Source organism: Paracoccus zhejiangensis (genome assembly GCF_002847445.1).
GTDB classification, from domain to species: domain Bacteria; phylum Pseudomonadota; class Alphaproteobacteria; order Rhodobacterales; family Rhodobacteraceae; genus Paracoccus; species Paracoccus zhejiangensis.
Genome location: NZ_CP025430.1, coordinates 408,795 through 431,070, shown reverse-complemented (window position 1 = coordinate 431,070; position 22,276 = coordinate 408,795). Strand labels below are relative to the sequence as shown.

Here is a 22,276-nt window from a genome sequence, read left to right as displayed (position 1 = left end):
CGGCTCCCTGCTGTGGGTTATGGTCAGCCAGCCTAGGGCTGATCAAGCCGCAATTGAAGACACGGCGTCAGGTCTTGGCATCTGAAGCTGCGACAGGGCCGAGAACCTCGGTCGCCAGCGGGTCATCGGGCACCGCCTCGCGCAGACGCCGGGCGACGCGCTGCGCGGCCTCCTGATCGCCACTGACCAAGCACAGCTCGATCAGCTTGCGCTGGCGGACGGCACGGTCGGCGGGCGGGAACAGGACCATCGCCTTTTCCAACAGCTCGATGGCGCGGGGCCGGTTACCCACCGAAACCTCGAGATTGGCCAGCGTGGTGACGATCGACCGGACCCGGGGATTGGCTTCATGGGCGGTCCGCAGCAGATCCAGCGCCTCGTCCAGCCGGCCCTGGCGGCGCAGCGCCAGCGCCAGCGTCGGCAGGACCTGCGGATCGTCCGGCAGATGGGTCAGCGCCTCGCGGCACAGCCGCTCCATCGCCGGCCAATCCTCGGACTGGCGCAAGAGCTTGGCATAGAGCAGATAGAAGCGCTGATCGGTGCAGCCCATCTGCGACAGGCGCTGCAGCAGCGGCGCGGCGGCATCGGCGCCGTGGAACCGCTCGGTCATGACGGCGGCCTGCTGCAAACCGTTCTCGGTCGCGGCAGGATCGGCGATGACCTCGGAAATCGTCGCCATGGCGGCAGCGGCCAGCGGGTTTTCCGGGCTGTAGTCGAAGTTCGAGGGATAGGTATTGTCCCCGATCTGCAGCACCACACCATCGCCATAGATGGCCATGCCCAGAATGCGCGGCGCAGACGGCAGCAGCGGCGCATCGGGGAAATGTACCCGGATCTCGGTATGATCGACCTCGACGAACAGCTGCAACAACAGTGCCGGATCGGGCTGGCCCTCGATCAGCAGCAGGCCGGTCTCGCCCACCCGGTCCACCGCCTGCATCAGCGCGGCGGCATCCGTCACACTGTCAGCGTCGATCCGGGTTACGCCATCGGCGGCGCGAACCCGGCGATCATCCTCGATGCCCGGCGCGGACCGGCCAGGATCGCGCTTCCAGAAGGCGAAGATATTGTGGAAGCGCTCGACCGCGACGATCTCGCCGCCCCGCCCGCTCTGAAGCTGCGCCATGATCTCGGCCGCCATGCCGACGCTGTTCGGCGAATCCAGCGTCAGCGAGCCGCCGAAGCGCGGGAAGAACGAGGTCTGCACATCCTCGACCAGATAAAGTCCGCCTGGCTTCAGACCCGGAAACAGCAGGGCAAAGCTTTCGACCACATGCTCGTTGCGATGGCTGCCATCGTCCAGGATCACGTCGAAGGGCCCGCGCTCGGCCTCGATCTGGCTGAGGCAGTCGGCGTCGACCTGACTGCCCTGAACGATGCGCACACGGGACCCGAGATCGATGGTCTTGCGCTGGATATCCAGCCCGGTGATCTGCCCCTCGGGAAAGAAATCCCGCCAGACCGCCAGCGATTCGCCCCCCCTGACCGGCGAGCCATAGCCGCCCACGCCGATCTCGAGCAGCTTCAGCGGCTCGTCGCGCAGATGGTTCAGCAATCCGAAGTAATGTGGGGTGTAATCGTGATAGCCGAACTTGTCGGTTCCGTTCAGGATCGCCAGTCGGGTCAAGGGGTCGGTCATCGGGAAACTCGTTTACAGCAGGTAGCGTTCCGGCACTGTCCACCAGAACCGCGCCATAGAAAAGGCGCGTTCTGCCGCAGACTGATCAAAGCCGCGCCCTTGCCGCCCCCGCAGTCGCCCGCTAATCCCCTGCGCATGGCCAAGCTCTATTTCCATTTCTCCACCATGAATGCCGGCAAGAGCACGCTGCTGCTGCAAGCCTCCTACAATTACCGCGAGCGCGGGATGGAGACGCTGCTGCTGACCGCCGCGCTGGATGACCGCGCCGGCGAGGGGCGCATTGCCAGCCGCATCGGGATCGAGGACAGCGCGCTGACCTTTGACGCCGCCACCGATCTCTTCGCGCTGATCGGGCGGCAGGGGGCCAATTCCGCCTGCATCTTCGTCGACGAGGCGCAGTTCCTGACCCCGGACCAGGTCTGGCAGCTGGCCCGCGTCGCCGATGACCTGGGGATCCCGGTCATGTGCTATGGGCTGCGCGTCGATTTCCGCGGCGAGCTTTTCCCCGGCTCGGCGGCGCTGCTGGCGCTGGCTGATGACCTGCGCGAGGTGCGCACCATCTGCCATTGCGGGCGCAAGGCCACCATGGTCATCCGCCGCGGCGCGGACGGGGCCGCCATCCGCGAGGGTGCGCAGGTGCAGGTCGGCGGCAATGAAACCTATGTCTCGCTCTGCCGCCGCCACTGGCGCGAGGCGATGGGGCAGTAGCCCCCCAACCCCCGCAGCGATCCCGGCCCAAGCACTTGCAGCGGCAGAAAAATCCCGCTGCCAGCTTGCGCCAACGCCCCGGGCCATGCCAAGCTTGCCGCAGGGGGAGGCCACAGCATGGCCGAAGACGGCGAGCTCCGCGAACGCAAGCAACTGGACTCGGCCGAGATGGGGGTGCTGGCGCATCTCTATCGCGGCGAGGTCTATCGCTCGACCATCTGGCGCACCCGGCTCGACACCTCGACCAACTGGTCGGTGGTGACGCTGGGGGTGGCGCTGTCGATCACCTATTCCTCGCCGCAGGCCTCGCCGCTGCCCTTGGTGCTGGTCGGCATCCTGATCGTCTTCTTCCTGATGCTCGAGGCCCGGCGCTATCGCTATTTCAACGTCTGGCGCGCGCGCTGCCGCTGGCTGGAGCTGCATTTCATCGCCCCGATCCTGAAAGAGGGCGACCTGCACCTGGAAGAGCACTGGCAGGACCGGCTGGCCGATGACTATATGCGCCCCTCCTACCACGTCAGCATGTGGACGGCGGTGGGGCGCCGCATCCGGCGCAACTATTTCTGGATCCTGCTCATCCAGACCATCGCCTACCTGGGCAAGCTGGCGGTGCATCCGACGCCGCTGACCTCGGCCGGCCAGTTCCTCGACCGCGCCGCCATCGGCCCCCTGCCCGGCTGGCTGGTCCTGCTGATGGGCGCGGTCTACTGCGCCAGCTTCGGGGTGATCGCGGTGATGAGCGGCAGGCGCGACCGCCGCCGGGCGCAGAAGCGGCGGGATCCGCTGGGGATGGGGTGAGGGGGGGAACTTCCTCCTTTTCGCTGCAGATGCTCAATCCCAAATCGGGCCGGGACGCCATCGGCAGACAGGCCGGGAAGTGGCCGTTCGCCGCTGTCGCCAGAGAGGAGCGTTATTCGCGGTTAGTGGCCTTGGCATTTCTCTGCTCATGTCGCATCAATAGGCCGTGTGCTGAGGCATAGCCCAGAAGCTTGATTAACATGGCTGTGGAATATTGTTTATGACACGAATTGTCGATTTAGAGGCTGCTGCTGCAAGATCTTACCTTGAGAAACCAGAATGCTACTTTCGGTCGGATTTCCCTCCATACATCAGCTTTGAAGCTATTTTGAAAGAAACTGCAGCGACCTTGGGGGAAGATACATATCTTGCCTTTCAAAAGACAAAGCCTAACCGTCCAGTTGATATGCCCGGTGTCAACTACGAGCTTCTGAGCACGAAAGATGGGCGCTTTGCCTGGCGACCGTTTGAGCTCATTCATCCAGCAATTTACATGACTTTGGTTAAGATTTTCTGCGAAGAATCAAACTGGAAATTGCTTCAAAATCGTTTTAAAGAACTGCACTCAGGCGTTGTGGAGTGCACTAGCTTTCCTATGGCATCTAATGGCGACGACAAGCATGATGCCGTTCAAGTTCGAAACTGGTGGCTGCGATACGAGCAACGTTCTCTAGAGCTGTCGATGGATTACACACACCTGCTAAAAACAGATGTGTCTAACTGCTATGGTTCGCTCTATACCCACAGTATTCCATGGGCTCTACACGGATACAAAGCTGCTAAAGCAACACAGAATGACAAAGAGCTGTTTGGAAATAAAATCGATTTTCACATACGGAACAGTCGTTACGGCCAGACGAACGGAATTACACAAGGCTCTGTTCTGATGGATATTATCGCCGAATTGGTATTAGCATATGTTGATCACTTGATTACCGAAAACCTAACAGGAGAAAAGAACTTTCATATCCTAAGGTATCGCGACGACTACAGCATCTTCACGTTGAACGATCAGCGAGCGTCTGAGATCGTCAGGGTAATCAGTGACTGTCTCAGAAAAGTTGGGATGCAGCTTGGCGCTGCAAAAACTTCTGTTAGCACCAATATTATCGAGGGCGCCATCAAGCCCGAGAAGCTGGCAGGTATGCAACTCGAGAATATGGACATCACACAAGCGAAGACTATTCAAAAGCAGTTACTGCGACTTCACTCGTTTGCTCGCCTTTACCCTAATACAGGTTCAATAAAACGCTTAGCGGATAGCGCGTTCAAGAAAATATCTACGATTGCTGAACCTCCCGAAGATCTTGGCGTTCAGGTGGCGATTATTTGCGATATTGCTGTGATTTCGCCTAGTGCCTTTCCTGCGTTATCTGGAATTCTTGCCAAACTTATTTCACTTGCCCCAGAGTCAGACCGCCAGGGAATATGGGGAAAGGTAGCCGAGAAATTGAAGCGGATACCGCATAACGGTCATCTCGAAATTTGGCTGCAGCGAGTCACAAGAGCCAAAGGCGTTGGATTAACCTTTGACAGCACCGAACCGATTTGCCAAATAGTCAACGGCAATAGTGTTCAGCTCTGGAACAATGACTGGATCAGCAATCAAGCTTTGCTCAAGGCACTTGATGTCAAAAAAATCGTTGTCAGCAATCCGGAAGAACTCGATGCAGTTCCACATACCGAAGAGCTCTCGCTTTTTCGTGAGTACGCCGAATTTTCCTAGTCATGGGCCGAAAAATGATCGGGTTTCCGTCAGCGTGTTCAAATGTCATCTATTGAAGTTCAGCACTAGAGCTTTTCGGTCGTAGCGGGGCGGACGCTGCACTTGATTAATATCTCGAGTTTGGGCCGGATATGCTACGGTCCGCTGCTGCATCTACGAAACGCCGGGATCGCGTCACCCCCCTCACACATACATCCCCTCCCGCAACCCCACCCCATGATCGACCCACGCCTTCATCGCGGCCAGCATCTGGGACCAGCCCATGACATTGCCGTAGGCCTGCTTCAGCCCCTCGGGGGTGGCGGGCCAGCCGGTTTCGGTGACGTGGACCTTGGTGCGGCCGGCGGGCAATTCCTCGAAGCGGAAGATCACCCGGTTCAGACCGTTGCCCGAGGGGGCGGGCCAGTCGAACTCGATGCGCTCGGGTTTCTCGGCGATCAGCACGGTCACGTCGAAGGGGCCGGGGAAATCGCCGAACTCCCAGCTGACGGTGGCGCCGCGATCCATGCGGCCCTTGGCCCCGCCGGTGGTGAAATAGGCCGAGAGCTGCGCCGGGTCGGCCACCGCCTCGAAGACCGTCTCGCGCGGCTTGTCGATGATCGCCCAGACCGTGAAGTCCATGTCGGTTTCGGAAATGCTCACTATCCCAGTCTCCCTTGGGTCAAACCTCCGCGCGCGCGTGCCGGGCGCGTTGCGGCAGGTCTGCAGCTGTTGTAGTCAAGGCTCAAACAGGCAAAGGAAACCCCATGCGCGCCCAATTGTTCCGCATCGCCGCCATGCTGCTGATCGCCCTGCCGGGTCTGGCCCAAGCGCAGGCCTTTGACACCAATGCCCGCGCGGCCTGGGTCTATGACGTGGCGACCGGCACGGTGCTGATGGAAAAGAACGCCGACGAGGCGCTGCCGCCGGCCAGCATGTCGAAGCTGATGACCGTCTACATGCTGTTCGAGGCGGTGCGCGAGGGCCGGGTGCAGATGGATACCCGCCTGCCGGTCTCGACCAAGGCGCGGCAGATGGGCGGCTCGACCATGTTCCTCAACGAACAGGACCGCCCCACCGTCGAGGAACTGATCCAGGGCATCATCGTGCTGTCGGGGAACGACGCCTGCGTGGTGGTGGCCGAGGGCCTGGCCGGCACCGAAGAGGCCTTTGCCCGGCAGATGACCGAGAAGGGCAAGGAACTGGGCCTGACCAATTCCACCTTCGCCAATGCCTCGGGCTGGCCCGATCCGCGCCACCGCATGTCGACCCATGACCTGGGCGTGCTGGCGCAGCACCTGATCCAGGATTTCCCGCAGCTTTACAAGTACTTCTCGGAAACCGAATACCCGTTCGACAACCGCGCGCCTTCGAACCGCTTCAACCGCAACCCGCTGTTGAAGCTGGGGATCGGTGCCGACGGGCTGAAGACCGGCCACACGCAGGAGGCGGGCTATGGCCTGACCGGCAGCGCCGTGCAGGGCAATCGCCGCATCATCTTCGTGGTCACCGGCCTGCCGACCGAGACGGCGCGGGCCGAAGAGGCCGAGCGCATCGTCAACTGGGCCTTTCGCCAGTTCACCATGAAGACGCTGGTGCCGAAGGGCGAAACCGTGGTCGAGGCGCCGGTCTGGCTGGGCTCGACCTCGCGGGTGGCGCTGACCACCAAGGACGGGCTGAACGTGCTGATCCCCGGCGGGGCCGGCGACCGGGTGACGGCCGAGGTGGTCTATACCTCGCCCATCCCCGCGCCGATCAAGGCCGGGCAGCAACTGGGCGAGTTGGTGGTGCAGATCCCCGGCACCGGCGAGGCGCGGATGCCGCTGCTGGCCGCGACCGACGTGGCCGAGGCGGGGTTCCTTGGCCGGGTCAAGGGCGCGGCCCTGCGGCTTGGAGGGCGCGCGGTCGAGGCCGTGGGCCTTTGATGTTCATCAGCTTCGAGGGCATCGACGGCAGCGGCAAATCCACCCAATCGCGTCTTCTGGCCGAGGCTCTGCGGGCCGAGGGGCGTGATGTCGTTCTGACCCGCGAGCCGGGCGGTTCCCCCGGCGCCGAGGAGATCCGGCGGCTGCTGGTCGAAGGCGCGGGTGAACGCTGGTCGCCCGAGACCGAGATCCTCTTGTTCACCGCCGCCCGCCGCGACCATCTGGAACGGCTGATCCGCCCGGCGCTCGCGGCAGGCCGCACCGTCATCACCGACCGTTTCGCCGATTCCACCCGCGTCTATCAGGGCGCCACGCGCGGCGATCTGCGCGGCATGGTGGACAGCCTGCACGAGACCGCCGTCGGCCTCGAGCCCGACCTGACACTGGTCATCGATATCGACCCGGCCACCGGCCTTTCACGCGGCAAGGCGCGGGGCGGCAGCGAAGATCGCTTTGAAAGCCTCGGCCTCGGCTTTCAGGAAAAACTCGCCGCCGGTTTCCGCGCGCTGGCTGCCGAGAACCCGGCACGGGTGCGGCTGATCGACGGCTCGGGCGCGCCCGAGGATGTCGCCGCCCGGGTCCGCGCGGCCCTGCCGGCATGAGTGCCACCGACGATATTCCCGAACCCGACCGGGTGCCCGGCGCGCCCCATCCCCGCATGGCCCCGCGCGTCATCGGCCAGACGGCGGCGGTCGCCGATTTCGTCAGCGCCGCGCGCAGCCACCGGCTGCATCACGGCTGGCTGATCACCGGCCCGCGCGGGGTGGGCAAGGCGACCCTGGCATGGTCCATCGCCCGCTGGCTGCTGACAGGCGCCGAAAGCGACGACCTGACCGCGCCGCCGGATGCCCCCGCCGCCCGCCGCATCGCCGCGCTGTCAGAGCCGAATGTCATGCTGATCCGCCGCCCATGGGACGACAAGGCCAAGCGTCTGCGGGCCGAGATCACCGTGGACGAGATCCGCAAGGTACTGGGCTTCTTCCACATGAGCGCGGCCGAGGGTGGCCGCCGCATCGCCATCATCGATGCCGCCGACGAGATGAACACGGCCGCCGCCAATGCGCTGCTGAAGGTGCTCGAGGAGCCGCCGAAGGACGCGTTGATCCTGATGATCGCGCATCAGCCGGCGCGGCTTTTGCCGACGATCCGGTCGCGCTGCCGGGAGTTGCGCCTGACCCCACTGGCGCCCGAGCACATGGGTTCGGTGCTGCAGGATCTGGGCAGCGAGGATGATCCCGAGAAGCTGGCGGCGCTGGCCGGTGGTTCGGTCGGCGAGGCGCTGCGGCTGGCCGGTCAGGACGGGCTGGCACGCTATCAGGACCTGATCGACCTGATGGACAGCCTGCCGTCGATGGACCGGCAGAAGGCGCTGAAACTGGCGGATCAGGCGGCCAAGCGTGCCGATGCCGATGGCGATCCCTTCGACCTGATGGTGACACTGATGGACCGGCTGCTCAGTCGTCTGGCGCGCGCCGGGCTGATGGGCGCGCCGCTGCCGCAGGCGGCCGAGCGCGAGGGCCGGGTGATGGCGCGGCTCTCGCCCGATGACCGCGCCGCGCGGGACTGGGCGGGCGCACAGGCCGAACTGCTGGCGCGGGCGCGGATCGGGCGGTCCGTGAACCTTGACCCTGCGGCGCTGGTGATGGATATGCTGACCGAACTGGCGCATCTGCCGCCGGCCCAATCAGCCAGGACCTCGTGACATGACCGATGCGCCCCCCGCAATCGTCGATAGCCATTGCCATCTGGATTTCCCGGATTTCGACGGCCAGCAGGGTGAGATCATCGCCCGCGCCCGCGCCGCCGGGGTGACGCGCATGGTGACGATCTGCACGAAGATGCCGAATGTCCCCAAGGTGCAGGCACTGGCCGAGGCGCATGACGGGCTTTTCTACGCCGTGGGCCTGCACCCGATGAGCGTGGCCGACCAGCCGCCGGTGACGCTGGACGAGCTTCTGGGCTATGCCGCGCATCCGAAGATGGTGGGCATCGGCGAGACCGGCCTTGATTACCATTACACTGCCGACAGCAAGGACGCCCAGCAGGTCAGCCTGCGCCTGCATATCGAGGCCGCGCGCCGGACCCGCCTGCCGCTGATCATCCATGCCCGCGATGCCGACGAGGACATGGCCCGCATCCTGACCGAGGAATATCGCAACGGCGACTATAGCTGTGTGATGCATTGCTTCAGCTCGGGGCCGGACCTCGCGCGGGCGGCGCTGGATCTGGGGTTCTACCTGTCGATGTCGGGCATCGCCGCCTTTCCCCGCTCGCAGGAACTGCGCGACATCTTCGCCGCCGCGCCGCTGGAGCGGATCCTTGTGGAAACCGACAGCCCCTATCTCGCGCCGCCGCCTTATCGCGGCAAGCGCAACGAACCGGCCTATGTGGCGAAAACGGCCGCTGTCGGCGCGCAGGTCTATGGCATCGATTATGCCGATTTCGCCCGTGCCACGACCGAGAATTTCGACCGGCTGTTCTGGAAGGCTGCCGCATGATCCGCGCCACGATCCTCGGCTGCGGCTCATCGGGCGGCGTGCCGAGGATCGGCAACCGCTGGGGCGCCTGCGACCCTACCAATCCCAAGAACCGCCGCCGCCGCTGCGCCCTTCTGGTCGAGCGCGTGGGCGAACATGGCATCACCCGGGTGCTGATCGATACCGGGCCGGACATGGTGTGGCAGCTGATCGACGCCAATGTGACCACGGTGGATGCGGTGGTCTATACCCATGCCCATGCCGACCACACCCATGGCATCGATGACATCCGCCAGCTGGCCTATAATGCCCATCAGCGCATGCCGGTCTGGGCCGATGCGCCGACGACCCGGGCGCTGGTCAAGCGATTTGGCTATATCTTCGAGACGCCCGAGGGCTCGGCCTATCCTCCGGTCGCGGACCTGAACCTGATCGACGGCCCCTTTGGCATCGATGGCGCCGGCGGGCTGATCCAGTTCCTGCCCTTCCGGGTGCAGCATGGCGACATCACCTCGCTGGGGTTCCGCATCGGCGGGCTGGTCTATCTGCCCGATGTCTCGTTCATCCCCGGCGAGTGCTGGCCGCTGATCGAGGGGGCCGAGGTCTTTGTCTGCGACGCCCTGCGCCTGACACCCCATCCCAGCCATGCCCATCTGGCGCTGGCGCTGGACTGGATCGAACGCTCGCGGGCCAAGCGCGGGGTGGTGACGAACATGCATATCGATCTCGACCATGCCGAGACCATGAAGGCCACGCCCCCGAACGTCATCCCCGCCCATGACGGGCTGGTGATCGAGGTGGGCGTGAACGCCCCTGCCCCGCAGCCCCTTGCCGAGGAGCCGGCATGAGCGATCTTTTCACCGTCATCCTGCCGGTCTTCCTGGTCATCGGTTTCGGCTACCTGGTCGCCTGGCGCGGCTGGTTCTCGGAAAGCGCCGTCGATGGGCTGATGCGCTATGCCCAGAATTTCGCCGTGCCGGTGCTGCTGTTTTCCTCGATCGCGCGGCTCGACCTGGGCGAGGGCTTCCGCATCAACCTGATGCTGTCCTTCTATGGCGGTGCCTTTGCCGGCTACCTGGCAGGCTGGGCCGGGGCCAAGTTCATCTTCAAGCGCCCGCCTGCCGATTGCGTGGCGATCGGCTTCGTCTGCCTGTTCTCGAACAGCCTGCTTCTGGGCATCCCGATCATGGAACGCGCCTATGGCCCGGACGCGCTGATGGGAAACTGGGCGATCATCTCGATCCATTCGCCGCTGATCTATACCTTCGGCATCACCATGATGGAATTCACGCTGGCACGCGGCAAGAACCTGTCGGTCGGCGCGGTGGCCGCGCGGGCGCTTGGCGGGGTGCTGAGGACGCCCTTGGTCATCGGCATCCTCGTGGGCTTCGTGGTGAACCTGCTGACGCAGGCCGGGCTGGCTCTGCCCGAGGGCTTCTGGGCCGGGGTCGACATGCTGGCACGCTCGGCCCTGCCCGCTGCTTTGTTCGGCCTTGGCGGCGTGCTGCTGCGTTACCGGCCCGAGGGCGACATGGCGACCATCGCCATGTGCTGCGGCATCAGCCTGATCCTGCATCCGGCGATCAGCTTCGGCCTTGGCCGCGGTCTGGGGCTGGATACGGACGGGATGCGCTCGGCGGTCGTCACCGCCTCGATGGCACCGGGGGTCAATGCCTATATCTTCGCAAATATCTACGGCGCGGCCCGGCGGGTTGCCGCCTCGACCGTGCTGATCGGCACCCTGGCCTCGGTCCTGACCATCTGGATGTGGCTGGCGATTCTTCCCTGACAGGGGCCTGCCCCGCCCGGATCAGTGCGGTGTAACGCCCCGCAGCCGTTCCGAGCGGCGGCGCAGCAGTTCCACCGTGGTCAGCAGCGCGATCGAGAAGATCACCAGGATGGTCGCGACGGCAAGGATGGCCGGCGAGATCTGTTCGCGGATGCCGTTCCACATCTGCCGCGGGATGGTCTGCTGATCCGGGCCGGCGATGAACAGCACCGCGACGACCTCGTCAAAGCTGGTGACAAAGGCGAACAGCGCGCCCGAGATCACGCCGGGCAGGATCAGCGGCATGGTCACGCGGAAGAAGGTGGTGCGCGGATTGGCCCCAAGGCTCGCGGCGGCGCGGTTCAGCGACTGGTCGAAGCCCACCAGCGTCGCCGTCACGGTGATGATGACGAAGGGAATGCCAAGCGTGGCATGGGCAAGGATCACGCCCAGGTAGGTGCCCGCCAGCCGCCCGCAATTCGTCGGCAACCCGACCCAGCCCAGCACCGAACAGGGGTTCGAATAGAAGAAGAACATGCCGGTCGCGGTGATGATCAGCGGCACGATCATCGGCGAGATCAGGATCGCCATGATCGCCCGGCGGAAGGGCATTTCCGGGCGCGACAGGCCAAGCGCGGCCAGCGTGCCGAGAAAGGTGGCGAGGATGGTCGAGAAGAAGCCGATGATGATCGAGTTCTTGGCGGCATTGATCCACTTGGCATTGGCCCAGGCATCGGCCCACCAGCCGGCATTGCGCGGCCCGTCGGGCGCCTGCATCCCGAAGGTCAGCAGGCTGTCATACCAGCGCATCGAATAGCCGTCCGGGTCAAAGGACCGCATCTTCTCGGTGAAGGTGAAATAGGGCTCGGCGTTGAAACTGAGCGGGATGATCACCAGGATCGGCGCGATCAGGAAAATGAAGATCAGCGTGCAGATCAGCAGGTAGGACCAGTGCCAGATCCGCTCGGCCGGGGATGCGTAATTCGGAAGCGCCATCTTGCGTCACCCCAGCTTCAGGTTGTCGATGCCGACCATGCGGTCATAGCACCAGTAGAGCAGCAGCACCGCCGCCAGCAGAAGCGCCGCCAGCGCCGCCGCCATCGACCAGTTCAGCGTGTCGGTCATGTGCATGGCGATCATGTTCGAGATGAGCTGGCCAGAGGAACCGCCGACCAGCGCGGGCGTGATGTAATAGCCCACGGCGAGGATGAACACCAACAGCGCCCCTGCCCCCAGCCCCGGCAGGGTCTGCGGGAAATAGATGCGGCGGAAGGTCGTCCAGCTGGTCGCCCCCAGTGACCGCGCGGCGCGGGCATAGGAGGGGTTGATCGTGCGCATCACCGAGTAGAGCGGCAGGATCATGAAGGGCAGCAGGATATGGGTCATCGCGATGATCGTGCCGGTGCGGTTGTAGATCATCTGCAACCGGCCATTGGCGTCGATGACATTGGCCCAGACCAGAAGGTCATTCACCACGCCCTGCTGCTGCAACAGCACGATCCAGCTGGTCGTGCGCACCAGAAGCGAGGTCCAGAAGGGCAGAAGCACGAGGATCATCAACAGGTTCGACTTGCGCATCGGCAGCGTCGCCAGAAGATGCGCAATCGGGAAGCCAAGGACGAAGGTCAGCGCGGTGATCAGCAGCGACAGGCCGAAGGTGCGCAGGAACAGCATGATGTAGACGCGCTGGTTCTCGGCCACCTGGGTGATGCTGCCCTCGGCATCGCGCTTGCGGTCCAGCGAGGCAAGATAGAAATTCGTCGTCACCGGGCTCGAGGCTTCGCGCATCGTGCTCCACAGCACCGGGTCGGCCCATTTCGCATCGATCTCGGTCAGCGCCGCCTGGTAGGGCGGCTCCAGCCCATCGCGGACCTTGCGGCCGGTCGAGGTGAACAGCGACCGCGTGCCGGCCATGTCGTAGTTGATGCGGGTGCCGACGACGCCGATGCTGCGGTTCTCCGCGGCGGCGGTCAGGTCGGCGGCCAGCGCGGCCCAGGCCGCCTCGTCGGGATCGGTGCCACGCTCGGTATCGGCGAACCAGGCCGAGACCTGCGGCATGTTGGCCGAAAAGCCGTCATTGTAGAAGGATCGCTGCAGCATCTGCGCGATCGGCACCACGAAGGTCAGCAGGATGAAGGCCAGCAGCGGCAGCACCAGCAGGAAGGCGCGGCGCTTGGCGCGCTTCTGCGAGCGGCGCAGCGCGCGGGCCAGGGGTTGGCCATCGGCCGTGGTCAGCGGGCCATCATCGATACCACCCGCTTGGGTGGCGATGGCGGCGTGGGGATCGAGGGCCTGTGCCATGATGTCTCTTCGCGGTGGAAGGGCCACCGCCCCCGGACCAGCCGGGGACGGCAGCGGTTGTCGGATCAGCCAGCCAGCCAGGCGTTGAACTGTTCGCTCATCTCGGCATCGTGGTCGGCCCAGAATTCCGGGTCATCCATGATCGAGGTGGTCATGTGGTCCGGGTTCGTCGGCATGTGCGGCGCCATGTCGGTGGTGCCGTCCTTGTACTTGCCGACCAGCGCCGCCGAGGATTTCCGCGACGGGCCATAGGCGATGTATTTCGCCTGATCGGCCAGACGCTGAGTGTCGGTGGCGAATTTCAGATAGGCCATCGCGGCTTCCGGGTTGGGCGAGCCCTTGGGAATGGCGAACATGTCGAGATCCATGTACTGACCGTCCCAGATGATGGTGAAGGGTTTGCCCTCGCCAACCATGGCGTCGAAGAAGCGCCCGTTATAGCCGGTGGCCATCGTCACCTCGCCATCGGCCAGAAGCTGCGGCGGCTGCGCGCCCGCTTCCCACCAGACAACGCTGTCCTTGATGGTGTCGAGTTTCGCAAAGGCCTGCGCCACGCCTTCCGGGGTCGCCAGCTTCTCATAGATCTGGTCGGCCGGCACGCCATCGGCGATCAGCGCCAGGTAGAGCGTGCGCTTGGCGCTTTTCGGCAACCCGCGCTTGCCGGGATATTTCTCGAGGTCAAAGAAATCCGCCGCCGTGGTCGGGGCACCATCGGGGAACTTGGTGTTGTCATAGGCAATGACCGTGCCCCAGAAGATGTTCGCCACCGCGCAATCCTGCAGCGCGCCGTCGATGAAATCCTCGGCGGCCGGGGTGCCATCGGGGGCGGCGGGCAGATCGGCGGGGTTGATCTCGACCAGCGCGCCCTCGTCGCACAGGCGGATGGCGTCGGACACCTCGATGTCGAAGACGTCGCCGGTGATGTTGCCGGCCTCGACCTGCGCCTTCAGCGGCGTGGCCGGGTTGTCGGCGGCGATCATGTTGACCTTGATGCCGGTCTCGGCGGTGAAGGGCTTGTTATAGGCCTCGACCTGGCTGACCTCGTAGGCGCCACCCCACGAGACGACGTTCACCTCGCCCTCGGCCAGCGCGGCGGATGCCAGCCCGGCCAAGGCGGTGGTAGCGATGAGGATAGACTTCATTATGGTTCACCCTGTTTCAAGATTGTTGTCTTATCTTTTTGTTTTTATTGGCCCGTCCTGCTTCCGACAGGTTGTCAGGCAGAAGCGGGCGGCCCCATGGGACCACCCGCCGGATTGTCAGATCAACCGGCCAGCCAGCTGTTGAAACGCTCGTTCAGCTCGGCGTCGTGATCGACCCAGAAATCAAGGTTCGAGCCGAGCGCATTGGTCATGTTCTCGGCCGAGGTCGGCAGGTTCGGACCCATCGGCACCTCCGTGCCCTCGATATTGCCGACCAGCGCAGCCGCCGATTTGCGCGGCGGGCCATAGCTGATGAACTCGGCAGCCCGCGCTTGCGGCTTGGGCGAGGTCGAGTAGGTGACGAATTTCAGCGCGTCTTCCAGGTGCGGCGCGCCCTTCGGCACCACCCAGCCTTCCATCTCGTAGATCTGGCCGTCCCAGATGATCTTGAACGGCTTGCCCTCGGCCTGCGCGGCATTGAAGATCCGGCCGTTGAAGGCATAGGCCATGGTCACTTCGCCATCGGCCAGAAGCTGCGGCGGCTGCGCCCCGGCCTCCCACCAGATCACGTCCGACTTGATGCTGTCGAGCTTGGCAAAGGCGCGGTCCACACCCTCGGGCGTGCCGAGCGTGGCATAGACATCCGCCGGGGCCACGCCATCGGCCATCAGCGCCAGTTCGAGGTTGAACTTGGCACCCTTGCGCATGGTGCGCTTGCCGGGGAATTTCGCCAGGTCGAAGAAGTCCGCCGGGGTGGCGGGCTTGGCGTCGGCGAACTTGCTGTCGTCATAGGCCAGGATCATCGAATAGACATCGGTGCCGACAAAGCAGTCGGTCACGGCCCCCTCGATGAAGTCATCCGCCGCCGCCGTACCATCCTCGGCCGCCGCGAGGATCGAGCCGTCGATGGTTTCCAAGAGACCCTCATCGCACAGGCGCACCGCATCGGCATATTCGACCGAGGCCACGTCGACCGTCACATTGCCCGCCTCGACCATGGCCTTGATCGGCGTGGCCGGGTTGTCGGCGTCCTGCATCACCACCTTGATCCCGGTCTCGGCCTCGAAGGGCTTGGCATAGGCTTCCAGATGGCTGTTGCCATAGGCGCCGCCCCAGGACAGCAGGGCAACCTCCTGTGCTGCCGCCGGCAGCGCGATCAGGCCCGTCAGGGCAGTGGTCAGGATCAGGGAATGTTTCATAAGGTCCTCTCGCTTCAATAAATCTGTCTCTCCGCGCAAGGCCCGTGTTCAGACCGGGTCCAGCGCGCGGGCATCCTGCGGATGCCAGCCAATGCGGATCTTCTGACCCGGCGACAGCCGGGTCTGACCAATGGTATTGCGGCATTTCATCACGAAATCATCGCTGCCCGCGACCTTCAGCCGGGTCCGTAGGATATCGCCCATGTAGACGACATCCATCACCTCGGCCTCGACGGTATGCGCGCCCGAGGGCATCAACTCGGGCTTGAACTCGACCCGCTCGGGCCGGATCGAGACGGTGGTATCCTGACCCACCTGCCGCACATTGACGGCGGTGGCATCGATCGCCTCGCCATTATGCAGGCGGATGATCGCGTTATTCCCATCCAGTTTCTCAAGAATGCCGGGCAGCGCGTTGTTTTCACCGATGAAGCTGGCGACAAAGCTGTTTTCCGGCTGCTCATACAGCGCCGAGGGGCTGGCCAGCTGCTGGATGCGGCCATCGTTGAATACGGCGATGCGGTCCGACATGGTCAGCGCCTCGCCCTGGTCATGCGTCACGTAGACCACGGTGATCCCCAGCCGCTCGTGCAGGGCCTTGATCTCGAACTGCATATGCTCGCGCAGCTGCTTGTCGAGCGCGCCGAGGGGTTCGTCCATCAGCACGAGCTTGGGATCAAAGACCAGCGCGCGGGCCAGCGCGATCCGCTGCTGCTGCCCGCCCGAAAGCTGCGCCGGGCGGCGGTTGATGAAGGCGCCCATCTGCACCATGTCCAGCGCCCGCTTGACCCGCGTCTCGCGCTCGGCCTTGGTCATGCCGCGCACTTCCAGCGGGAAGGACAGGTTCTCGCCCACCGTCATGTGCGGGAAGAGGGCGTAGTTCTGGAACACCATGCCGATCCCGCGCTTGTGCGGCGGCACGTCGTTGATGTTCTTGCCGTCCAGCCGAATCTCGCCATGGGTGGCCTGTTCGAAACCGGCCAGCATCATCAGGCAGGTTGTCTTGCCCGAACCCGAGGGCCCCAGCATGGTCAGGAACTCGCCCTTGCCGATGTCGAGATTCAGGTCTTTGACGACAAGCGTCTGACCGTCATAGCTTTTCTGCACATGCTCGAAGACGACAAAGCCGCCGTCCATGCGATCTTGCTGCAATCCGCGCACTCCCTGATTGGCTTATTGGTCTTGTGGCGCGTCGTCACGTTACGCGCGCCGCCACAAGGATTGCAACTGGCTTTTCGTCCAACGCGCGGCTCTGCCGCAGGCTTACCTTATCTTAAGCCGGGCCGGTTACTCTTCCACAGGATCGGACGGCCGCGAAAGGTGCAGATGCTGCAATATCAAGGACTTGCCCGGACCCGGGCGCTGTTGGCGCTTCTGGCAGCCTTTCTGCTGCCGGTGCAGGCAGTTGCGGTGCTGTCGCAGGCAGAGCTGTCCGACCCGGCGGCGATCTGCGAGGGCGCGGCGCGGCAGGCAGCGGCGGAATACGGCGTGCCGACGGACATCCTCGGCGCGCTGGCCCTGACGGAGACCGGGCGGCGACTGGACGGCCATGTCCGCCCCTGGGCCTGGAGCGTGAATGCCGAGGGCGCGGGATCCTGGTTCGACGATCCGGCCTCGGCCCTGGCCTTCGCCGAGGATCGGGTGGCACTGGGCCGGCCCAATGTCGATATCGGCTGTTTCCAGATCAATTACCGCTGGCATGGCGCGAATTTCACCTCGGTCGCGGCCATGTTCGACCCGCTGACCAATGCCCGCTATGCCGCCAGCTTCGTGCTGCAGCTCTACCAGGAAACCGGTGACTGGCGCGCCGCCGCCGGCGCCTTCCATTCGCGCAGTCCCGAGAATGCCCGGAAATACCTCGCCCGCTTCGACGAGTTGTACGCCATGCTGCAGACCCGCGGCTTCGACGGCCTGACCGACTCGCCCGAGACCTATAACGAATTCGCCGATGCCGCCCCGATGCCCGAGGAGAGGGTCCGGGCCGCGCGCGAGAAGCTGACCTTGCTCGGCGCCCCGCTCGGCACGCCCCTGACCGGCATGGCCGGCTCGCTGGCGGTGATCGGAGAGACGCAAGGCCCGCTGATCGGCGGCGACACCGGCGCGGCACCGCTGGCGGGCGAGCCCTCGCTCTGGGCCAGCGCACTGACGCCGTGAGGCGACCGCCAAGGGCGGCTGTGCCGGTTCACCGATGAAGAGAAAGTTGGTGCGGTCGAGAAGACTCGAACTTCCACGGGAGTTACCCCACAGCGACCTCAACGCTGCGCGTCTACCAATTCCGCCACGACCGCATCCGGGGCAGTGGGCGGGGTGATAGCCAAAGGCGCGGCGGATGAAAAGGGGTAATCGGCGGGTTCGACGCGAAGAAATGCGCGGGTCGATCAGCCTGGGGAAGCCGGCGGTCCCCTGCCCCGTCACATGCAAACGCGGCGGTCCGGGAACCGCCGCGATGCGTCAGGTCAACGTTAGATCAGATGCTCAGATCAGGCCGGCATGGGCCAGCGCGTCGTCGATCTGTTTGCGGGTCGCCTCGCGCAGCGGCGTCAGCGGCAGGCGCACGCGCTCGTTGCAGAGCCCCAGCCGCGACATGGCGTATTTTACCCCGACCAGGCCCGGCTCGACGAAGATGGCGATATGCAGCGGCATCAGCCGGTCCTGGATCTCCAGCGCAGTGGCGTAATCGCCTGCCTGCGTGGCCTTCTGCATCGCCGCCAGCAGCTTCGGCGCGACATTGGCCGTGACCGAGATGCAGCCCACGCCGCCCTGCGCGTTGAAGCCATGCGCGGTCGCATCCTCGCCCGACAGCTGGATGAAATCCGTGCCGCAGGTGATGCGCTGCTGGCTCACCCGCTCCAGCTTGCCGGTCGCGTCCTTGACGCCGACGATGTTCTTCAGCTTGGCCAGCTCGCCCATCGTCTCGGGCGACATGTCGATGACCGAGCGGGGCGGGATATTGTAGATGATGATCGGCAGGTCGGCGGCGTCATGAAGCGCGGTGTAATGCGCGATCAGCCCCTCTTGCGTCGGCTTGTTGTAGTAGGGGGTGACGACCAGCGCGCCCTGCGCCCCGGCCTCGGCGGCGAACTGCACCAGCCCCACCGCCTCGCGGGTGGAGTTCGAGCCTGCGCCGGCAATGACCGGGATGCGGCCATCGACCACGCGGATCACCGTCTCGATCACTTGGCGATGCTCGTCATGGCTCAGCGTCGGGCTTTCGCCGGTCGTGCCCACAGGTGCGAGCGCGTTGCTGCCCTCGGCCACATGCCAGTCGACCAGCTTCTTCAGCGTGTCCAGATCCAGCTCGCCGTCCGGGGTGAACGGCGTGACGAGGGCAGGTATTGACCCTTTGAACATGACACGCTCCTGATTTGCGATTTTCTGAACGCGCAATCCCTATATCCCGCAGCCGGAATTGCCAAGCTTGTGAGTTGCGCCGCGCGGCAAAGCACCGCACACATATGCGGAATGCGGTTCATCGGCCACATATTCCGGGCGGGCGCGCTGGCCTTGATGCTGCCAGCCCTGCCCGCGCGCGCCGAAAATGCCGGTGCGATGGCGCTGGCCTTGGCTGCAGCCGAGACCGGCGACTGGGTCACGGCGAGGAAGGCCGCCGGGCGATCCGGCCCGATGGCCGAGGCGCTGGTCGGCTGGCAGGCGCTGATCGCTGGCAATGGCGCCTTCCGCGATTTCCTCGCCTTCCGCCTGAACCATCCCGGCTGGCCCGGCGAGGCGGCGCTGATCCGGCGCGGCGATGCGCTCTTGCGTCCCGACCTGCCGCCTGACCAGATCCGCAACTGGTTCGGCGATCGCCTGCCCGACAGCCTGCGCACGGAAACGGCCTTTCTCGCCACGCTCTCGGCCAGCGAGGCCAAGGCGGAGCGCGAACGCTTCTGGACCACGGTGCCGCTGGAACCGGCGGAAGAGGCTGCGTTCCTGAAGACCTATGCCGACGAGCTGACGCCCCTCGCCGCTGCCCGCGCCTTTGCCATGCTGGACCTTGGCGAATGGCAGGCGGCCGAGCGGCGGCTGGCAGAGCTTTCGGCCCCCGATGCCGCCTTGGCCCGCGCCCGCATCGCCCTGCAGGCCCGGCGCGACGGGGTCGATGACCTGATCAACGCCCTGCCCGAACCCGCCCGCGCCGATGCCGGGCTGGCAATGGATCGCTATCGCTGGCGGGTCCGTGCCAAGATGCATGATCTGGCGCGGGACCTGATGCTGGAACGCTCGACCAGTGCCGAGGCTTTGCGTGACCCCGAAGTCTGGGCCGAGATGCGGGTCGACTATGCCCGGCTTGCCATGCGTCAGGGCGATTGGGCGACAGCCGAGAAACTCGCGCGGGCGCATTTCCTGCCGCCCGAGAACGAGCATTACCCCGATCTCGAATGGCTGGCAGGCTATGCCGCGATGCGCGCCGGGGCAGCAGACCGGGCACTTGCCCATTTCGACCATCTGGAAACCGTGGTCGGCAGCGCCATCAGCCGTGCGCGCGCCGATTACTGGCAGGGCCGCGCGCAGGAGGCGCTTGGCAAGGGTGATGCCGCCCGCGCGGCCTATCAGGCAGGGGCCGAATATATCGGCACTTATTACGGCCAGCTTTCCGCCGAGAAACTGCACCTGCCCATGCCCGCCGAATTTGCCGTGCCGGGCAAGGCGCTCGACAGCCTGCCCGACTGGCGCGGCAGCGATCTGGTCGGGAACGAGCTGTTCAATGCCGGGCTGTGGATGCTGGGCACGGGCCGCGCCGACCAGGCGCAGCAATTCTTCCTGCAGGCGGCGGCGACCGGTGCCGAACCCGACGACATCGCCCGCATGGCCCGGCTGATGCTGGAAGCGCGCAAGCCCTGGCATGCGCTGCGGCTGTCGAAGCGCGCGGCCTCGCTTGGCGCGATCTATCCGGCGGCGCATTTCCCGCTGACCGGGCTGGAAGATACCGATCTCGGCATCCCGCCGGAACTGGTCCTGTCCATTGCCCGACAGGAAAGCGAGTTCAACCATACCGTCGGCAGCCATGCCGGCGCGCTGGGGCTGATGCAGGTCATCCCCGACACCGCGCAGGCCATGGCCCGCAAGATCGGCGAACCCTATGAGCGCGCGCGGCTGACGCAGGATGCGGGATATAACGCCCGGCTTGGCGCGGCCTATCTGGACGGGCTGCGCGATCGTTTCGGCGCCTCGGTGGCGCTGGTCGCCTCGGGCTACAATGCCGGGCCGGGTCGGCCCGCGCGCTGGATCGGGGATTTCGGCGATCTGAGGAAGGGCGCCGATCACGGTGGCGCCGATGCGGTCGACTGGGTGGAACTGATTCCCTTCGACGAGACCCGCAATTACGTCATGCGCGTGGCCGAGGCGCAGCCAATTTATCGCGCGCGGATCATGGGGAAGACGGTGCCGATCGTGCCGACCTGGGACCTGACTGGCGGCGGCTTGATGCCGGCACCGCCGCTGCGGCTGACGCTGGCGCTGTCGGCCCAGCCTCCTGCCCGGCCGCTCAGACTGGCGCGCTTGCCGGTCAGTGACGAGATGCAGGCCGCCGTGGCCGCCATGCCGGTGCCGCGTCTGGCGGCGGATGCGGGCGATGGCTTCCGCTGGCCCGAGGGGATCAGTGCGCCTTCGCCCTTGCCTTCTGACGCTCGCGCCACAAGGTGAACAGACCCGCACCGACCACCACGGCGGCACCGATGACCACGTTGGTCTTCACCACATCGCCGAAGAAGATCACCCCGATGACGCTGGCCCAGACCAGCTGGGTATAGGCAAAGGGCTGCAGCGCCGAGGCCTCGGCCAGCTCATAGGCGCGGATCAGCAGGTAGTGCCCGGCAATGGCGGTTATGCAGAGGCACAGCATCCAGAACCAGTCGAGCGGCGCCAGCCAGACCCATTGCCAGATGCCGACCAGCGTGATCGCGGCGGCGCCGGAAATGCCGGTCCAGAAAAAGCTGACCAGCGAACTGTCCTGCCGCGAGACATAGCGCGTCGCCAGCCCGTAGACGGCAAACATCAGCGCGGCGATCAGCGGCAGGATGGCGGCGGGGGCGAACATGCCCTGCCCGGGATTGAGCACGATCAGGATGCCCAGGAAGCCGATCATGATCGCCGTCCAGCGCCGCCAGCCGACCTTCTCGCCAAGGATTGGCCCCGACAAAGCCGCGACCAGCAGGGGCGAGGCGGTGAAGATCGCGTGCGTCTCGACCAGGCCAAGGCGGACGAAGCTCTCGACCATGATGACCACCTCGGCCACCAGCAGGACCCCCCGGAAGATCTGCATCCAGGGATGCTTGGACCGCATTGCCCGGCCAAGCCCGCCCGGCTGGCGCGCCACCAGCACGATGACGAACAGCGCGAAGAACCAGAAACGCAGCATGACGATGAAGATCGCCGGATACTGGCTGCCAAGCTGGCGCGACAGCCCGTCCTGCACCGCGAAGATCATCGCCACGGCGCACATGATCATGATCGCCAGCCCGGTGCGGTCCTCGCGCGGGGTGTTCAGGGGCGGCACCGCCGGGGCACGGGCCGCCGGGGCGTTCAGCGGATTGGCGGCCTTAGGACTTGCGGGGGGCTGGTCCGACATGGGGAATCCTTGCACATACTGCAGGCCCGATGCGCCTTTTGGTATG

The 22,276-nt window shown here is 65.0% G+C and carries 20 protein-coding genes and 1 tRNA gene; 11 read left to right on the top strand and 10 right to left on the bottom strand.

Features of this window, described 5'->3' with window-relative positions; all coding sequences use genetic code 11:
- Nucleotides 1-67: 67 nt before the first annotated feature.
- Nucleotides 68-1,639, bottom strand: coding sequence for a class I SAM-dependent methyltransferase (locus CX676_RS02160; protein WP_101751149.1), 1,572 nt, complete (start codon nucleotides 1,637-1,639; stop codon nucleotides 68-70).
- Nucleotides 1,640-1,774: 135 nt separating this feature from the next.
- Between CX676_RS02160 and CX676_RS02155 the strand changes: the two genes are divergently transcribed.
- The 3 genes from CX676_RS02155 (at nucleotide 1,775) to CX676_RS02145 (ending at nucleotide 4,871) form a co-directional block, all read left to right on the top strand.
- Nucleotides 1,775-2,347 (top strand): thymidine kinase, encoded by a 573-nt coding sequence (locus CX676_RS02155; RefSeq protein ID WP_101751148.1) that lies wholly within the window; start codon nucleotides 1,775-1,777, stop codon nucleotides 2,345-2,347.
- 117 nt (nucleotides 2,348-2,464) lie between these two features.
- On the top strand, nucleotides 2,465-3,145 hold the full coding sequence (locus CX676_RS02150) for a DUF2270 domain-containing protein (RefSeq protein ID WP_232816560.1): 681 nt from the start codon (nucleotides 2,465-2,467) through the stop codon (nucleotides 3,143-3,145).
- A gap of 220 nt (nucleotides 3,146-3,365) precedes the next feature.
- Complete coding sequence (locus tag CX676_RS02145; RefSeq protein ID WP_101751147.1) at nucleotides 3,366-4,871, top strand: RNA-directed DNA polymerase; 1,506 nt, start codon at nucleotides 3,366-3,368, stop codon at nucleotides 4,869-4,871.
- Between the two features lie 183 nt (nucleotides 4,872-5,054).
- Here the strand turns inward: CX676_RS02145 and CX676_RS02140 are convergent, their stop codons facing one another.
- Nucleotides 5,055-5,513, bottom strand: a complete 459-nt coding sequence (locus CX676_RS02140; protein WP_101751146.1) for an SRPBCC domain-containing protein — start codon at nucleotides 5,511-5,513, stop codon at nucleotides 5,055-5,057.
- A 104-nt stretch (nucleotides 5,514-5,617) separates the two neighbouring features.
- Here CX676_RS02140 and CX676_RS02135 point away from each other — a divergent pair, with 104 nt between their 5' ends.
- Genes CX676_RS02135 through CX676_RS02110 form a run of 6 tightly spaced genes read left to right on the top strand, consistent with a single transcriptional unit; the run spans nucleotide 5,618 to nucleotide 11,041 of the window.
- Nucleotides 5,618-6,775, top strand: coding sequence for a D-alanyl-D-alanine carboxypeptidase family protein (locus tag CX676_RS02135; protein ID WP_101751145.1), 1,158 nt, complete (start codon nucleotides 5,618-5,620; stop codon nucleotides 6,773-6,775).
- A complete protein-coding gene (gene tmk, locus CX676_RS02130; protein WP_101751144.1) occupies nucleotides 6,775-7,377 on the top strand; it encodes a dTMP kinase in 603 nt (200 codons plus the stop codon). The genes CX676_RS02135 and tmk overlap by 1 nt, the downstream gene beginning before the upstream one ends.
- A complete protein-coding gene (locus CX676_RS02125) occupies nucleotides 7,374-8,477 on the top strand; it encodes a DNA polymerase III subunit delta' (RefSeq protein ID WP_101751143.1) in 1,104 nt (367 codons plus the stop codon). The genes tmk and CX676_RS02125 overlap by 4 nt, the downstream gene beginning before the upstream one ends.
- 1 nt (nucleotide 8,478) lies before the next feature.
- Nucleotides 8,479-9,273: a TatD family hydrolase gene (locus CX676_RS02120; protein WP_101751142.1), complete on the top strand. Its 795-nt coding sequence runs from the start codon at nucleotides 8,479-8,481 to the stop codon at nucleotides 9,271-9,273.
- Nucleotides 9,270-10,100 carry an MBL fold metallo-hydrolase gene (locus CX676_RS02115; RefSeq protein WP_101751141.1) on the top strand — a complete coding sequence of 277 codons (831 nt, stop codon included), beginning with the start codon at nucleotides 9,270-9,272 and terminating at the stop codon, nucleotides 10,098-10,100. Before CX676_RS02120 ends, CX676_RS02115 begins: the two co-directional genes overlap by 4 nt.
- Nucleotides 10,097-11,041: an AEC family transporter gene (locus tag CX676_RS02110; protein ID WP_101751140.1), complete on the top strand. Its 945-nt coding sequence runs from the start codon at nucleotides 10,097-10,099 to the stop codon at nucleotides 11,039-11,041. Before CX676_RS02115 ends, CX676_RS02110 begins: the two co-directional genes overlap by 4 nt.
- Nucleotides 11,042-11,062: 21 nt before the next feature.
- Here the strand turns inward: CX676_RS02110 and CX676_RS02105 are convergent, their stop codons facing one another.
- The 5 genes from CX676_RS02105 to CX676_RS02085 all read right to left on the bottom strand — a co-directional run bounded on the left by CX676_RS02105 (nucleotide 11,063) and on the right by CX676_RS02085 (nucleotide 16,799).
- On the bottom strand, nucleotides 11,063-12,016 hold the full coding sequence (locus CX676_RS02105; RefSeq protein ID WP_101751139.1) for an ABC transporter permease: 954 nt from the start codon (nucleotides 12,014-12,016) through the stop codon (nucleotides 11,063-11,065).
- 6 nt (nucleotides 12,017-12,022) lie between these two features.
- Nucleotides 12,023-13,321: an ABC transporter permease gene (locus CX676_RS02100; RefSeq protein WP_101751138.1), complete on the bottom strand. Its 1,299-nt coding sequence runs from the start codon at nucleotides 13,319-13,321 to the stop codon at nucleotides 12,023-12,025.
- 65 nt (nucleotides 13,322-13,386) lie between these two features.
- A complete protein-coding gene (locus CX676_RS02095) occupies nucleotides 13,387-14,463 on the bottom strand; it encodes an ABC transporter substrate-binding protein (RefSeq protein ID WP_101751137.1) in 1,077 nt (358 codons plus the stop codon).
- 122 nt (nucleotides 14,464-14,585) lie between these two features.
- Nucleotides 14,586-15,662, bottom strand: coding sequence for an ABC transporter substrate-binding protein (locus CX676_RS02090; protein ID WP_101751136.1), 1,077 nt, complete (start codon nucleotides 15,660-15,662; stop codon nucleotides 14,586-14,588).
- A gap of 48 nt (nucleotides 15,663-15,710) precedes the next feature.
- Nucleotides 15,711-16,799: an ABC transporter ATP-binding protein gene (locus CX676_RS02085; RefSeq protein WP_101751135.1), complete on the bottom strand. Its 1,089-nt coding sequence runs from the start codon at nucleotides 16,797-16,799 to the stop codon at nucleotides 15,711-15,713.
- Between the two features lie 189 nt (nucleotides 16,800-16,988).
- Between CX676_RS02085 and CX676_RS02080 the strand changes: the two genes are divergently transcribed.
- Nucleotides 16,989-17,816, top strand: a complete 828-nt coding sequence (locus CX676_RS02080; protein ID WP_198590261.1) for a lysozyme family protein — start codon at nucleotides 16,989-16,991, stop codon at nucleotides 17,814-17,816.
- A gap of 47 nt (nucleotides 17,817-17,863) precedes the next feature.
- On the opposite strand, the gene CX676_RS02075 is transcribed toward CX676_RS02080, so the two are convergent.
- Nucleotides 17,864-17,950 (bottom strand) — tRNA-Leu (locus tag CX676_RS02075).
- A 187-nt stretch (nucleotides 17,951-18,137) separates the two neighbouring features.
- Nucleotides 18,138-19,013: a 4-hydroxy-tetrahydrodipicolinate synthase gene (gene dapA, locus CX676_RS02070; RefSeq protein ID WP_101751134.1), complete on the bottom strand. Its 876-nt coding sequence runs from the start codon at nucleotides 19,011-19,013 to the stop codon at nucleotides 18,138-18,140.
- Between the two features lie 111 nt (nucleotides 19,014-19,124).
- On the opposite strand from dapA, the gene CX676_RS02065 reads away from it, so the two are divergent.
- Entirely contained in the window at nucleotides 19,125-21,305 is a 2,181-nt protein-coding gene (locus CX676_RS02065; RefSeq protein WP_101751133.1) for a lytic transglycosylase domain-containing protein, read from the top strand.
- On the opposite strand, the gene CX676_RS02060 is transcribed toward CX676_RS02065, so the two are convergent.
- A complete protein-coding gene (locus CX676_RS02060; RefSeq protein ID WP_198590260.1) occupies nucleotides 21,259-22,230 on the bottom strand; it encodes a DMT family transporter in 972 nt (323 codons plus the stop codon). The two genes, CX676_RS02065 and CX676_RS02060, sit on opposite strands and share 47 nt — an antisense overlap.
- Nucleotides 22,231-22,276 lie beyond the last annotated feature (46 nt).

Coding starts and splice junctions, on each gene's coding strand:
- CX676_RS02085 (WP_101751135.1), bottom strand. CDS start 16,799: ATGGACGGCGGCTTTGTCGTCTTCGAGCATGTGCAGAAAAGCTATGAC.
- CX676_RS02110 (WP_101751140.1), top strand. CDS start 10,097: ATGAGCGATCTTTTCACCGTCATCCTGCCGGTCTTCCTGGTCATCGGT.
- CX676_RS02135 (WP_101751145.1), top strand. CDS start 5,618: ATGCGCGCCCAATTGTTCCGCATCGCCGCCATGCTGCTGATCGCCCTG.
- CX676_RS02100 (WP_101751138.1), bottom strand. CDS start 13,321: ATGGCACAGGCCCTCGATCCCCACGCCGCCATCGCCACCCAAGCGGGT.
- CX676_RS02120 (WP_101751142.1), top strand. CDS start 8,479: ATGACCGATGCGCCCCCCGCAATCGTCGATAGCCATTGCCATCTGGAT.
- CX676_RS02060 (WP_198590260.1), bottom strand. CDS start 22,230: ATGTCGGACCAGCCCCCCGCAAGTCCTAAGGCCGCCAATCCGCTGAAC.
- dapA (WP_101751134.1), bottom strand. CDS start 19,013: ATGTTCAAAGGGTCAATACCTGCCCTCGTCACGCCGTTCACCCCGGAC.
- CX676_RS02065 (WP_101751133.1), top strand. CDS start 19,125: ATGCGGTTCATCGGCCACATATTCCGGGCGGGCGCGCTGGCCTTGATG.
- CX676_RS02095 (WP_101751137.1), bottom strand. CDS start 14,463: ATGAAGTCTATCCTCATCGCTACCACCGCCTTGGCCGGGCTGGCATCC.
- CX676_RS02145 (WP_101751147.1), top strand. CDS start 3,366: ATGACACGAATTGTCGATTTAGAGGCTGCTGCTGCAAGATCTTACCTT.
- tmk (WP_101751144.1), top strand. CDS start 6,775: ATGTTCATCAGCTTCGAGGGCATCGACGGCAGCGGCAAATCCACCCAA.
- CX676_RS02090 (WP_101751136.1), bottom strand. CDS start 15,662: ATGAAACATTCCCTGATCCTGACCACTGCCCTGACGGGCCTGATCGCG.
- CX676_RS02125 (WP_101751143.1), top strand. CDS start 7,374: ATGAGTGCCACCGACGATATTCCCGAACCCGACCGGGTGCCCGGCGCG.
- CX676_RS02105 (WP_101751139.1), bottom strand. CDS start 12,016: ATGGCGCTTCCGAATTACGCATCCCCGGCCGAGCGGATCTGGCACTGG.
- CX676_RS02150 (WP_232816560.1), top strand. CDS start 2,465: ATGGCCGAAGACGGCGAGCTCCGCGAACGCAAGCAACTGGACTCGGCC.
- CX676_RS02115 (WP_101751141.1), top strand. CDS start 9,270: ATGATCCGCGCCACGATCCTCGGCTGCGGCTCATCGGGCGGCGTGCCG.
- CX676_RS02155 (WP_101751148.1), top strand. CDS start 1,775: ATGGCCAAGCTCTATTTCCATTTCTCCACCATGAATGCCGGCAAGAGC.
- CX676_RS02080 (WP_198590261.1), top strand. CDS start 16,989: ATGCTGCAATATCAAGGACTTGCCCGGACCCGGGCGCTGTTGGCGCTT.
- CX676_RS02160 (WP_101751149.1), bottom strand. CDS start 1,639: ATGACCGACCCCTTGACCCGACTGGCGATCCTGAACGGAACCGACAAG.